Raw genomic sequence first — 12,875 nt, forward strand, 5'->3', positions numbered from 1 at the left:
CCCCGTCATTGGAATGTAGAACGGCTGCTCGGCAACGGCCTCTATCGTCTGCGAGGCCGAGCTGATCCTGGTTGCGGCTTCGACTGCCATGAGCTGCTCCCCTGCTGCCAGTGTTTCGAACGCGACCAACGCAAACGCAACTGTTGGGTTTACGCGGCGAACTTCGCGAGCCGGCTCATTTCCTGCGTTACCAGTTCGCGGTACGGACCATGCCCCTGCATCAGCCGGTCGGGCGCTCCGTCCTCGATGATCTTGCCGTTCCTGAGCACGACGACGCGGTCGAAATTGCGCAGCGTCGCGAGGCGATGCGCAATCGCGATCACGGTGCGGCCGCGCATCAGGCGCGACAGCGCCTCGCGGATCGCCTCCTCGGATTCGCTGTCGAGCGCGGCGGTGGCTTCATCCAGCAGCAGGATCGGCGCGTCCTTCACGAAGGCGCGCGCGATCGCGATGCGCTGGCGCTGGCCGCCGGACATTTTGACGCCTCGGTCGCCGACCATGGTGTCGAGACCGTCGGGCAGGCTGTCGATGAAATCGCAGCGCGCTGCGATCGCGGCGCGCAGCACCTCGTCGTCAGTCGCGTTCGGCCGGCCGTAGCGGATGTTCTCGCGGATCGAGCGATGAAACAGCGAGATGTCCTGCGGTACCACGGAGATCGCCTCGCGCAGGCTCTGTTGCGTGACCTTGGAGATGTCCTGGCCATCGATGGTGATGCTGCCCTCGTCGACGTCGTAGAAGCGTTGCAGCAGCGTGAACAGGGTGGACTTGCCGCCGCCGGACTGCCCGACCAGGCCGACGCGCTGACCGGGCTGCAGCCGCAGGCTGAAGCGCTCGAAGATCTTCTCAGCCCCAGGATAGCCGAAGGTGACATTGTTGAACGCGATCGCGGCACCACTCTTGACCAGGGGCTCGGCCTCGGGGTGATCGCGCAACTCGTGCGGCACCAGCAGCGTCGCGATCGCCTCGGTCAGGCGCGCGACGTGCTGGGTGACATCGACCAGCGCGACGGCAAGATCGCGGGTCGCGCTCAGGATGGAGATACCGAGGGTACAGACCAGCACGACGTCGCCGGTGGTCGCCTCGCCCTGCTGCCAGAGCGTGACGGCCCAGGCCATCAGGGCGATCGTCAGGCTCACGGTCACGGCGGCATGCAGCAGCCGCAGCTTCTCCAGATAGCGCAGGCTGCGTCCACGCGCATTGACTTCCCGGCTCACCGTGGCGTCGAACCGCTCGTGCTCATGGCCGATGCCGCAGAAGGCGCGAACCAGCGGCATGTTGCTGATGACGTCGATCATCTCGCCGTCGACGGCGGCCGCCTTGTCGGCGAAGTCGTCATGCAACGGCTTGCCGGCCGCGGCCAGGCGGAACATCGCCACCACCATGCCGCCGGCGATCACGGTCAGGCCCGCTGCCATATAAGGGCTTACGGTTCCGATCAGCCCGATTGCCGCAATTGTGGCGATGCACGGGGGTAACACATTCCAGACGAACATGTTCTCGACCGTGAACACCGCATTGGACGTGGCAGTGATGCGGCTCGTCAGCATGCCCGGCATGCGGTCCAGGAAGTAACTCGGCGCATGCCCGGTCAGATGACGAAAGATGTCACGGCGCAAATCGCCGGTGACACGGACGAAGGTGAAGCTCGCCGTCCAGCTGGCGATCCGCCACAGAAAATTGTCGGCGGCGATCAGTGACATGAGCAGGATGAATGCCAGCCATACGCTACCGCCATGTGAAGTTCCCGCGGACAACGCGTCGACGAGAGATTTGACGCCGTACTGCGTGCCCACCGAGCAGGCAACAGCTGCCACCACAGCGGTCAGGATCACCAGATGCGACGCCAGCCGTCGCCGCAGGTAGCGCAAGACAAATGCAAATGGCCTGCGCGCGTATCCAGAAAGATGATCCATGAGACCCCGTCGTGATTTCAATTGTTCTGGCTGGTCGATTGAACAACGACCAGTTCGCCTCGGTTCCCGGGCAACGCCATCACGACATGCGGATGCGGACGATCTGCGAAGAGGAGATGGCAGCATCGAGACATGTTCGCGATGTGTCGAATAAGTAACGTTTGTTGAGAGGAACTTCGCAACTGCGGGAACGTTCCCTTGTTGGCATGCCGGTGCCAATTACACGGCGGGGGTTCCAACTTCCACATGATCGCAGAGGAGATGGTGAGATGCGCATCGCGCAGGTAGCTCCGTTGACGGAGGCTGTTCCACCCAAGCTGTATGGCGGCACCGAGCGGGTGGTGCATTGGTTGACGGAAGAGTTGGTGGCCCTTGGACACGATGTCACCCTGTTCGCCAGCGGCGATTCGCAGACGTCGGCGAAGCTCGACGCATTATGGCCGCGGGCGCTTCGCCTCGACGGTTCCGTGCGGGATCCCAATGCACTGCACATGGTGCTGCTGGAGCGCGTGCGGCAGAAATGTGACGACGAGGAGTTCGACTTCCTCCATTTCCATCTCGACTATTATCCGTGGTCGCTGTTCTGCCGGCAGCCGACGCCGTTCCTGACCACCCTGCATGGCCGGCTCGACCTGCCGGAGCATCAGCCGGTGTTCAATACTTTCTCAAAGATGCCGGTCATCTCGATCTCGAACGCGCAGCGGCGGCCGGTGCCGCAGGCGAACTGGGTCACCACCATCCACCACGGCCTGCCCGAGAACCTGCTGGTGCCGAAGCCGGCGAAACAGGAATATCTCGCCGTGCTCGGCCGCATCGCGCCGGAGAAGGGCGTCGACCGCGCCATCAAGATCGCGATGCATTGCGGCATCCCGCTGAAAATCGCGGCCAAGGTCGATCGCGCCGACCAGGATTATTATGACGAACTGATCAAGCCGATGATCGCAGGCAATCCGCTGGTGGATTTCATCGGCGAGATCAGCGATCACGAGAAGTCGGACTTTTTGAGCGGCGCGCTCGGCCTGTTGCTGCCGATCGACTGGCCGGAGCCGTTTGGCCTGGTGATGATCGAAGCCATGGCCTGCGGCACACCGGTGATTGCCTTCAACCGCGGCTCGGTGCCTGAAATCATCGATGAGGGGCTCACCGGCTTCGTCGTCGAGGACGTCCTCAGCGCCGCAGGTGTCGTGAACCGCCTCGCCCAGCTCGATCGCGCCGCCATCCGCAAGCAGTTCGAGAAACGCTTTACCGCGCGGCGGATGGCACTCGACTATCTCGCCGCCTACCGCAGCCTGACCGAAGAACAGGCGCCACGCATCAAGCTGGTGAGCAGCGCGGAGTAGCAGTCTCCACTGCTCTCGTGTCCCGGACGCGCTGCAACGCCCTTAGCGTTGCGGCGCAGAGCCGGGACCCATACGCCGCAGCAATAGTTTGGCGAAGCGCCCAGCTCCATCCACCCGTCATTGCGAGCGCAGCGAAGCAATCCAGAGTCTTTCCGCGGAGGGATTCTGGATTGCTTCGCTGCGCTCGCAATGACGGAGTCCGTGGCAGCGACAGTGCCTACACCACCACCACCACCGTCCGCTTCGGCTCGACGATCTCGAACATCCGCGGGAATTCGTCCATCAATCCCATCAGCTCGGCAAGCTTCATCGGATTGCCCGACAGCTTGACCTTCCCCGCAGCCACTGCTTCCGGAAAGCTCGTCAGCTTCGCGATCACCTCGTCCAGCGTCGCACGCGCCAGGGTGAAGCCGGCGTCGGCATTCTCCGCCTGCACTCCTTTCGTATAGGTCAGAGCGCAGTTTTCCAGGTTCAGCACGAACCTCTCGCCGGTATCCGAAAAGCTCCAGTTCAGCACGATGTGCTTGCCCTCCGCCTTCGGTCCGTTGAGGCGGATGCCGAGCACGTCCCAGAGCTGTTCCGTGCGCAGTGCGGCCAGCGTCTCGCGCGGCATCGGCGCGCGTGGCGGCGTCTTCGGCATGCCATGACGCAGCTCCTGGGCGCCGAACAGATAGGCATTGCGCCAGGTCGAGCTCTCGGCGGCATAGCCGAGCTGCTCCAGCGTGTCGGCCAGCAGCGCGCGCGCCGCTTGATTATCGGGCTCGGCGAAGACGAGATGACCGAGCGCCTGCGCCACGAAGCGGAATTCGCCCTTGTCAAAATCTGCGCGCGCCCGCGTCAGGATCGCATCGGCGCCGCCCATATACTCGACGTATTTCTTGCCCGATGCCACCGGCGGCAGCGGATCGAGATTGACCGGATTGGCGTCGTACCAGCCGAGATATTTCTGATAGATCGCCTTCACATTGTGCCTGATGTGGCCGTAATAACCGCGGCCGTGCCAGGCACCTTCCAGGCTCTTCGGCAGCTGGATCGTCTCGGCGATCTCGGCGGCGTTGAGGCCGTGGTTCATCAGGCGGATGGTCTGGTCATGCGCGAATTTGTAGAGGTCGCGCTGCTCGCGGATCATGCTGTCGATGCGTTCGCGGCCCCACACCGGCCAATGATGCTGGCCGCACATCGCCTCGGCCTTGCCGCCCCACAGATGCAGTGCCTCGCCGAGATATTTCGACCACGCCAGCGCATCGCGCACATCGGCACCGCGGAACGGCAGCAGATTGTGGAAATTATGCGTGCAGTTCTCGGCGAGGTTCAGAAGCTTGTAGCCCGGCAGGAAGAAGTGCATTTCCGCTGGCGCTTCGCTGTTCGGCGCCATCTGGAATTCGAACTCGACGCCGTCGATAACGCGCTTGTCGCCGGTCGCCATGATCAGGTCGGTCGGCCGCAGCAGCGCGACCGCACCGGCCGCCATGGTCTTGCCGAGGCCGCAATCGACCTGCCCACGCACGCCCTTTGCGAGAAACGGCCCGAACTGATATTGCGCCCGGCGCAGCATCGCTGGTCCAGCGATGATGTTCTCGGAGACGGCGTGCTCCATGAACAGATTCGGGGCGATGATCGGTACGCGGCCGGTGGCGAGCGTGTCCTCCTCTAGGACGCCGCGCGCCCCGCCCCAGTGGTCGGTGTGCGTGTGCGTGAAGATGACAGCGGCAACCGGCTTCGGGCCACGGTGCTTGAAGTAGAGATCGAGCGCGGCGCGCGCGCTTTCGATCGAGGTCAGCGTGTCCACCACGATGACGCCGCTGTCGCCCTCGATCAGCGTCATGTTGGCGATGTCGAGCCCGCGCACCTGGTAGACGCCCGGCACGACCTCGAAGAGGCCGTGGTGCATGTTGAGCCGCGACTGCCGCCACAGGCTCGGATTGACCGTCGGCGGCGCCTGTTCGGTGGACAGAAAGCCGTAGGGCTCCAGACTCCAGACCGTCCGTCCTTGCGAATTCGCGATCTTCGCGTGCTCGATCGTGCCGAGAAAGCCGCGCGCCGCGTCGTCGAAATCCCGCGTGTCGGAAAACGGCAAAGCGCCCAGCATCGTGTGATGCCGCGCGATGACGGACGGCGTCGCGTCCTTCGGCTCGCTGCTGGGTTCAGTCATGATTGTTTCCTCCCGGCCTGACGCGGCATCTAACCGCATCTTGCGGTCGATTGCTATGCTGGGGGAGATCAGCGGCCCGGATGGAGCGAAGCGCAATCCGGGGAAATCTGTCGAAACGAAACAAAGACCCGGATTTCGCTGCGCTCCATCCGGGCTACGAGATCCGACTAATGCATCCCCAGCACCCGCGGCAGCCACAGCGTCAAATCGGGCCAATAGGTCACGATGACCAGGAAGCCGAGCATGGTGAGCAGCCACGGCATCACTGCGACAGCGAGGTCGGTGATGCGCATTCGGGCTATCATCGAGGCGACGTACAGGTTCAGGCCGACAGGCGGATGGCAGAGGCCGACCTCCATGTTGACGTCCATGACGATGCCGAAATGCACGAGATCGATGCCGAGCTTCTTGGCGGCCGGCGCCAGGATCGGCGCCATGATCAGGATGATCGAGTTCGGCTCCATGAAGTTGCCGGCGAGCAGCAGCAGCACGTTGACGACGAGCAGGAAGCCGACCCAGCCGAGGTTCTGCGCCGCGATCCAGTCGGCAAGCGTGGCCGGCAAATTCTCGTTGGAGAGCACGAAGGAGAACAGCACCGCATTGGTGACGATGTAGAGCAGCATCGCGCTGGTGTTGGCGGCGCGCAGCAGCACGCGCGGCACGTCCGACATCCTGATCGCCTTGTAGACGAACACGGCGATGATGAAGGAATAGACCGCGGCCATCGCGGCGGCCTCGGTGGCGGTGAACAGGCCGCTATAGATGCCGCCGATGATGATGACGACCAGCATCAAGCCCCAGATGCTCTCGCGGAAGGTGCGAACAGTCTCGCCCCAGCTCGCCTTCGGCATTCGAGGATAGTCGCGGTTGCGCGCCAGCCACCACGTGACGATGCAGAGCATCGTCGTCAGCATGATGCCGGGGAGCAGGCCGGCAACGAACAGCGCGCCGATCGAGGTGTTGGTCGAAACGGCGTAAACAATCTTCGGGATCGACGGCAGCATCAGGATGCCGAGCGACCCCGCCACCGTGATGATGCCGGCGCCGAAGCGCATGGGATAACCGTGGCGGACCATCTCCGGCAGCACGATGGCGCCGATCGCGGCGACGGTCGCGACGCTGGAGCCGCAGACCAGCGCGAACATCGCGCAGGCGACGATGCCGGCAAGGCCGAGGCCGCCGTGCCAGTGCCCGATCAGCGAGGTCGCGAAGTTGATCATGCGGCGCGCGACGCCGCCATGGGTGAGGAAATTGCCGGCGAGGATGAAGAACGGGATCGCCATGATCTCGAAGCCTTCGATGCCGGTGAAGAGCTTCATCGAGACGGCTTCGATCGGCACTGCGGTCAACGTGAACAGGAACGTCATCACGGTGAGGCCGAGCGCGATCGAGACCGGAATGCCCGTCAGCATCAGCGCGATCAGCAGCGCGAACACGGTCGCGGCGCGCATCCAGTGCGGCAGCACGATGAAACCGGTCTTTTCGCCAAGGCACAGCGCGAAGATCAGGATCGGCGCCAGGATCAGGATGACGCCAAGCGGCGAAACTTTTCGCGCAGCAGCTTTCGTGGCGGCGCCGGCAGGCTGCGGATGCAGCGCCGGCGAGACGTCGGCCTCCACGCCCTCGACATGGGTCTCGTCGTGATGCGGCAGCTCGCCGGTCCAGTAATAGAACCAGCAGACCTGCAGGAAGCGGAAGCACATCAGGCCGGATCCGAGCGGGATCGCCAGATACACGAACCACATCGGCGCTTCCAGGTCGTTGGACTGCTGCCCGGTGTGAAACATCTCGCCGACAAAGGAGGCGCCGAAGGCGGCGATCATGCCGGTGAACAGCGCCCCGCACAGCAGCGAGAACAGGATGACGTGCTTGCGCGAATGCTCCGGCAGCCGGTTGACGAGCAGGTCGACGCCGACATGGATGCCGGTGCGCACGCCATAGGCCGCGCCGAACTTCGCCATCCAGATGAACATGTAGATGCAGAGTTCCTGCGCCCACGACAGGTCCAGCTCGGACATGAAGGTGAACACCGCCATCGACGCCGATGCGAGCCACGTCATTCCATGCGCCGCCGCCCAGCGCGACAGGTTGATCGATTCGCCCGCACCGTAACGGTGCACGACGGCGATGAAGATCAGTCCGGTTGCAGCCGCAATGAGCGTCGCGATCAACCATTCTTCGAGATGATTGAGCAGCTGGTTGAGCACGCGCAGCAAATCAAAGCCCCCCTGTCGATACGAAACGGTCGGGAGTGCACTCACTCCCGACCGTTGGTATATTCTTGCCGTAAACCGCGTCAGTTCATCTTGACGTCGAGTTCCTTGGCGACGAGATCGAGCACTTCCTGCCCGACCCGGCCCTTGGCCCATTTATAGGTCGGTTGCATCGCCTCCTGCCATGCCTTGCGGTCGGCATCGCTGAGATAATGCAGCGTGGTCTTGCCGCTCTTCTTGATCTCGGCCAGCGCGTCCTCGTTCTCCTGGTGCGCGATCTGGTTGGTGTAGTCGGTCGCATCCGCCATCGCCTTCTCGAGCTGGGTGCGGATGTCGGGCGGCAGGCCGGACCAGAATTTCGAATTGACGATCACTGCGTATTGCAGATGCGCGTGATAGGACACGGTGATGTCCTTCTGCACTTCATAGAACTTCTGCGTCAGGTAGTTCGACGCGGTGTTCTCGCAGCCGTCGACCACGCCGGTCTGAAGCGCCTGGTACACTTCGGAGAACGCCATGATCTGCGGGATCGAACCCATCAGGCGGAAATACTGGTCGGCGATCTTGGAACCGGAGATGCGGAATTTGAGGCCCTTGAAATCCTCCGGCTTCATCAGGGGGCGATTCGACGACACCATGTGGAAGCCATTGTCCCAAAAAGCGAGGCCGGTAATGCCTTTGGCCTCGAGCTTCTGGAACAGCCATTTGCCGACCGCGCCCTTCATCGCGTTCGAATAGGTCTCTTCGTCCTTGAACAGCCAGGGCAGGTCCAGCGCCTCGAATTCCTTGATGCCCAGCGGTGCGAATTTCGCGGTCGAGGGCGCCAGCATCTGCACCGAGCCGAGCTGGAGCGCCTCGATCTCCTCCTTGTCCTTGTAGAGCGAGGAGTTCGGATAGACTTCGATCTTGACCTTGCCGTCGGTGTACTTCTCGGCAAGTTCCTTGAACTTCAGCGCGCCCTTGCCCTTCGGCGTATCGTTGGCGACGACGTGGCTGAACTTGATGATGATTGGGCTCTGAGCTGCGGCGACCACAGGGGCCAAGGCGAGCGCGGCCGCGGCGACCGCAAAGAGCAGTTTGCGCATGAAGGACCTCCCCAACAACCCTAGAAGACCGGGTTCTTTTTTGTTTTGCAGATCGGTTTTGCAGATCGGCTTTGCAGGTCAGTAGTGGCAGCAATCGGCAAGCCGAACAACTAGACCTAAGCCCAATTTGCCGCAGCGAAACCATGCCGCAGCAAGGCTATCTTGCCTGCGGTCGCACGCGCAACCCGGCGGGCGCTCCACGGACGGGAGCGAGCGCTTATGTCGCATCGCGGAAACGCTGTTAACCCTTGCGCTGGGCGACGATGAACAGGCGCCGGAACGGGAAGAGCGTCTGCCCCGCCGCATTCCTGGGATAGGCTTTCGCGACCCGCATCCCATAGGCGGCCTCGAACGCGGCCTTCTCGTCGCCCTCGAGCACGTCGAGATACCGCGTCAGCCAGGTGCCCTTGGTCCATTCCTTCACGGGATTTTCGCCCTCGAGGACCTGGAGATATTCGGTCTCCCAGATGTCGATGTTCTGCGACAGCGGCGCGAGCACATCATGATAGAAGGCCGGCCCCTCGACCGGCGGCGGCGTCACGAGATGCTCGACCTTGGACCGCCAGGGCCCGTCCATCGCGGTTTCGCCGATCAGGACATGCGACGGCGCCAGGAAGTTGCGCGGCATCTGCACCGCAAGCATGCCGCCGGGCGCGACCTTCTCCATGACGGAGGGGAAGAGTGCCGCATGATTGGGCAGCCAGTGCAGTGCGGCATTGGAATAGACCACGTCATATTGCTTCGCGGGCCGCCAATGGCCGAGGTCTTCATGCGACCATTCCACGTCGGGCGCGGCCTTGCGCCCCGCAGCCACCATCTCGGCCGAACCCTCGACGCCGGTCACCGCGGCGGATGGCCAGCGCTCCTTGATCAGCTTGGTGACATTGCCGGCGCCGGCGCCGAGGTCAGCAACCGTGCGCGGGCCGACATCGGGAATGCGCATCAACAGGTCGACCGCGGGCCGGAGCCGGTGGCCGGAGAACTTCAGATATTGCTGCGGATCCCAGACCATGGCTCAAGCCTTTTCTTTTTGGTGTTTCCTTCGAGATCGCCCTTGGTTACCACTGCTCGTCCCGCCCAGGCAATTCGGTAAGCGGCGCGGGATCGGCAGGAAACGAAAGCAAAAAGCAAGACCCCATCAAGAGAGCGAGTAACCATGGACCTCGGGCTGAAATCGAAAACCGCTGTCGTCACCGGAGCCAGCATCGGCATCGGCCGCGCCATCGCCAAGGGCCTCGCCGCCGAAGGCGTGCGCGTCGTCGGCGTGGCGCGCCGCACCGACCTGCTCGCCGAGCTGGCAAGGGAGGTCGGCTCCGGCCTGATCACGCCGTTCGAGCAGGACATCATGGCCAAGGACGCGGCCGAAAGGGTTTCAGCCTTCGCGCTGAAGGAGCTCGGCCATGTCGACATCCTGATCAACAATGCCGGCGGCAGCCGTCCCCTCCCGGTCGACGCGCCCGACAGCAAATGGGACGAGGCGATCGCGCTCAACTTCACCAGCTACCGCCGCATCGCGCATGCGCTGCTGCCGCAGATGATCGAACGCAAATGGGGCCGCATCGTCAACATTACCGGCAAGTCCGAGCCGGAAGGCCTCAACGCCGCCTTCGCGGCGAAAGCCGCCGTTCACGCCTGGGCCAAGGGCCTGTCGCGCGAAATCGGCGAGCACGGCATCACCATCAACTGCATCCCGCCCGGCCGCATCATGAGCGAGCAGATCCGCCGCAACTATCCGCCTGAGTATCGCGAGCGTTTTGCCGAGGAAGAGATCCCGGTCGGCTATTGGGGCGAGCCGGAAGACCTCGCCGCACTCGCGGTGTTCCTGGCCTCGCCGGTGGCGCGCTACATCACCGGAACGGTGATCCCGGTGGATGGGGGATTGAGACGGTATCAGTTTTGACTTCTCTCCCTCTCCCCGCTTGCGGGGAGAGGCAAGGTCACCCCGCGCTCTCTCAATAACAGGGTGGATACGGATAATATCCGCAGGCCCTGCGGTAGCCGTACGCACCGTAAGCACCGGCAGCTCCAACCGCCGCCGCGCCGTAATAGGCGCGCCGATGCACTCTGCGGTTCACGCCCGCGACGCTCATCGGCGTCAGCGGCCGGCCCACTCTCGCTTCAGCGCGGTCGAGTGATACGGATGGAAGTGTTGAGGACGAAGTGTGGACCGACAATGGTGCGGCGGTTGACAGGGCCACTGCCACCACCAGCCCAAGACGCCTGACGTTGAAGATCATGTTGTTTCCTCCCGTGCGAACGCTGACCCGCTCAACGTGACCCTCCCCACGGCTCGACCTTTGATCAGGGTCAACACCAGGCACAAATGTGAGGCAGAGGTACTGACGTGCCTCCGATCGGGCCACGGCCTCCCCGGGGGCGAACGAGTCCGTCACTTGCCTTCGCGTTGCAAGGAAGCCGCGTTCTACACGATCGCAAAGTTCGATGCGTGCAATTGGCTGATCGCGGCGTCGACGAAATCGATCGACCCCGCATCGGGACCACTGCCTAGCGCAAGCACCGTCCCGCCATGGCCATCGCTCCTGAGCGCGCTCATGATGTCGGCGACGGAGTGATAATTGCCTGCACCGTTTGCAAGATCGATGACACCAAGCGGGTCATGACCAAAGCCGGAAATCGTATCGATCTGGTTGCCGGAATTGACAGTGACGGTCAAACCCGTGCTGTGATCAACGATGTCGACATGGGCCGGGCCATTGATGATCGCCTGACTGCCGAACCCGACAAAGTTGAACTGATCCGAACCGCCATTGGCTGTGATGACGTCCTGACCAATTTGGTTCGTCACATCTGCTGTGGATCCGTTGAGCGTCACGTGATTGGCGACCCCGCCGAGCGTGATGGCATCGTGGCCCGGCCGGCAACGACGCTATCCAATCCGTTGCCGGCTATGATCGTGTTCGTTCCGGAACCGACGCTGATCTGGTTGACCATCCCGCCGAGGTCGACGGTGTTAACCGGATGCCGGCGCGTCGATCGTCGTCGGACCGGTCTGATGCGTGTCCGCCGTCAGCAAGATGTTTTGCACCGAACTCTTGAACGGATGCTCGCGCGCCGAAGGCGCGGACGCGGGTGGTCGATGATGATGTGCTGGTCGGCCGCGATGGAATCAACCTTCGCGGCTCGTCGCCCCCAGCGCATCGCGACGCCACGCGCCCGGGCTGACGCCTGTTATCGCCGAGAAGACCCGCGTGAAGTGGCTCTGGTTGGCAAAGCCGGCCGAAATCGCGATCTCGGACAGCGACACGCCGTGGGCGCTCATCAAACGTTTGGCGGTCCTCACGCGATGATGCAGAAGCCAGCGATAGGGCGGCAAGCCGGTCGAGGCACGAAACGCACGCGAGAAATGACTGGCCGAGAGGCCGAGCTCGGCCGCAATGGCCTGCAACGGCAGCTTGCCGCCGAGATCCGCTTCGAGCTTGTCGCAAGCGCGCGCCAGCTGCCACGGCGCAAGCGCACCTCTGCCGGTCTCGGCCGTCTGCCGAAAACCTCCATAGGCCTGCGCGACATGGGCGATGAGCGCCAGCATCATGTGATCGGTGAAGAGCTGATTGGCCTCATCGGGCCGGCGCAGGCCCTCGCGCAAGGACGCGCCAATATGACGGACGATGGCGTCATCATGCCCGACAGGGCGGCAATCGAGCGCATCGATGCGCCGCGCTCCCGACTGATCGGCGAGGCTATCGAGCGCCGAATGCGGCACATAGAAATGGAGAGAGTGGAACGGCTTGTCGATCACATAACGCGGGTCGGCCTTGAGATCGTACAGATAGGTCGTGCCGGCATGGACATCCGTCTTCTTGAGGTGACGTCCCTGCTCCCAGATCTCGCACGCGGGATAGTCGCGCAGCTTCAGGCTGACGAGATAGGCATCTTCCAGGGCGAACGAACCGGAAAGACCCGGCACGGGATGGTGGTTGCGCGTTTCGGTGACGGCGATCTCGGTGCCGCGCAGCGAACGGCTCAGCAGCGAGGGCGGAGCTTGCTCGAGGCGAAGGAACTCTCCGAACCGTTCGCCGTAAGCGCCTGTCCTGGTCATAGCCCGTTTCTTCCGTGAAGGGTCGCGCAGGCCACTGCATCCTGCCATCTCGCACACGGTGTATCGGCCATTCACCGATCGCTGTCCACGACTTGCCGATGTCGCACTCGGCGGG

General features: G+C 63.2%; 9 protein-coding genes and 1 pseudogene. 2 read left to right on the forward strand and 8 right to left on the reverse strand.

The genetic code is table 11. The annotated features are described in order from the left end of the window. Positions 1-149 precede the first annotated feature (149 nt). Positions 150-1,913, reverse strand: a complete 1,764-nt coding sequence (locus tag AOQ71_RS27950) for an ABC transporter ATP-binding protein (protein WP_057753404.1) — start codon at positions 1,911-1,913, stop codon at positions 150-152. A gap of 269 nt (positions 1,914-2,182) precedes the next feature. On the opposite strand from AOQ71_RS27950, the gene AOQ71_RS27955 reads away from it, so the two are divergent. Beyond that, positions 2,183-3,253 (forward strand): glycosyltransferase family 4 protein, encoded by a 1,071-nt coding sequence (locus AOQ71_RS27955; protein WP_057753405.1) that lies wholly within the window; start codon positions 2,183-2,185, stop codon positions 3,251-3,253. Positions 3,254-3,470: 217 nt separating this feature from the next. On the opposite strand, the gene AOQ71_RS27960 is transcribed toward AOQ71_RS27955, so the two are convergent. The 5 genes and pseudogenes from AOQ71_RS27960 to AOQ71_RS27975 all read right to left on the reverse strand — a co-directional run bounded on the left by AOQ71_RS27960 (position 3,471) and on the right by AOQ71_RS27975 (position 9,715). After that, positions 3,471-5,405 carry an alkyl/aryl-sulfatase gene (locus AOQ71_RS27960; RefSeq protein WP_057753835.1) on the reverse strand — a complete coding sequence of 645 codons (1,935 nt, stop codon included), beginning with the start codon at positions 5,403-5,405 and terminating at the stop codon, positions 3,471-3,473. Positions 5,406-5,572: 167 nt separating this feature from the next. Then, positions 5,573-6,856, reverse strand: coding sequence for a TRAP transporter large permease (locus AOQ71_RS48665; RefSeq protein WP_057753838.1), 1,284 nt, complete (start codon positions 6,854-6,856; stop codon positions 5,573-5,575). A 243-nt stretch (positions 6,857-7,099) separates the two neighbouring features. Next, positions 7,100-7,774: pseudogene (locus tag AOQ71_RS50030) on the reverse strand (TRAP transporter small permease); the annotation flags it as partial. Further along, entirely contained in the window at positions 7,702-8,703 is a 1,002-nt protein-coding gene (locus AOQ71_RS27970) for a DctP family TRAP transporter solute-binding subunit (RefSeq protein ID WP_057753407.1), read from the reverse strand. The pseudogene AOQ71_RS50030 and the gene AOQ71_RS27970, both read right to left, overlap by 73 nt. A gap of 241 nt (positions 8,704-8,944) precedes the next feature. Further along, positions 8,945-9,715, reverse strand: coding sequence for a methyltransferase domain-containing protein (locus AOQ71_RS27975; RefSeq protein WP_057753409.1), 771 nt, complete (start codon positions 9,713-9,715; stop codon positions 8,945-8,947). A 144-nt stretch (positions 9,716-9,859) separates the two neighbouring features. On the opposite strand from AOQ71_RS27975, the gene AOQ71_RS27980 reads away from it, so the two are divergent. Then, positions 9,860-10,603 (forward strand): SDR family NAD(P)-dependent oxidoreductase, encoded by a 744-nt coding sequence (locus tag AOQ71_RS27980; protein WP_057753410.1) that lies wholly within the window; start codon positions 9,860-9,862, stop codon positions 10,601-10,603. A gap of 522 nt (positions 10,604-11,125) precedes the next feature. On the opposite strand, the gene AOQ71_RS27985 is transcribed toward AOQ71_RS27980, so the two are convergent. Both AOQ71_RS27985 and AOQ71_RS27990 read right to left on the reverse strand, forming a co-directional pair. Beyond that, positions 11,126-11,536: a hypothetical protein gene (locus AOQ71_RS27985; protein WP_245317182.1), complete on the reverse strand. Its 411-nt coding sequence runs from the start codon at positions 11,534-11,536 to the stop codon at positions 11,126-11,128. A 294-nt stretch (positions 11,537-11,830) separates the two neighbouring features. Then, positions 11,831-12,760 (reverse strand): helix-turn-helix domain-containing protein, encoded by a 930-nt coding sequence (locus AOQ71_RS27990; RefSeq protein WP_057753415.1) that lies wholly within the window; start codon positions 12,758-12,760, stop codon positions 11,831-11,833. Positions 12,761-12,875 lie beyond the last annotated feature (115 nt).

The organism is Bradyrhizobium manausense (assembly GCF_001440035.1).
Lineage (GTDB): Bacteria > Pseudomonadota > Alphaproteobacteria > Rhizobiales > Xanthobacteraceae > Bradyrhizobium > Bradyrhizobium manausense.

What these genes read in the sequence shown, in the direction of transcription:
- AOQ71_RS27950 (WP_057753404.1), bottom strand. Translation starts at nt 1,913, where the DNA reads ATGGATCATCTTTCTGGATACGCGCGCAGGCCATTTGCATTTGTCTTG.
- AOQ71_RS27955 (WP_057753405.1), top strand. Translation starts at nt 2,183, where the DNA reads ATGCGCATCGCGCAGGTAGCTCCGTTGACGGAGGCTGTTCCACCCAAG.
- AOQ71_RS27960 (WP_057753835.1), bottom strand. Translation starts at nt 5,405, where the DNA reads ATGACTGAACCCAGCAGCGAGCCGAAGGACGCGACGCCGTCCGTCATC.
- AOQ71_RS48665 (WP_057753838.1), bottom strand. Translation starts at nt 6,856, where the DNA reads ATGCGCGCCGCGACCGTGTTCGCGCTGCTGATCGCGCTGATGCTGACG.
- AOQ71_RS27970 (WP_057753407.1), bottom strand. Translation starts at nt 8,703, where the DNA reads ATGCGCAAACTGCTCTTTGCGGTCGCCGCGGCCGCGCTCGCCTTGGCC.
- AOQ71_RS27975 (WP_057753409.1), bottom strand. Translation starts at nt 9,715, where the DNA reads ATGGTCTGGGATCCGCAGCAATATCTGAAGTTCTCCGGCCACCGGCTC.
- AOQ71_RS27980 (WP_057753410.1), top strand. Translation starts at nt 9,860, where the DNA reads ATGGACCTCGGGCTGAAATCGAAAACCGCTGTCGTCACCGGAGCCAGC.
- AOQ71_RS27990 (WP_057753415.1), bottom strand. Translation starts at nt 12,760, where the DNA reads ATGACCAGGACAGGCGCTTACGGCGAACGGTTCGGAGAGTTCCTTCGC.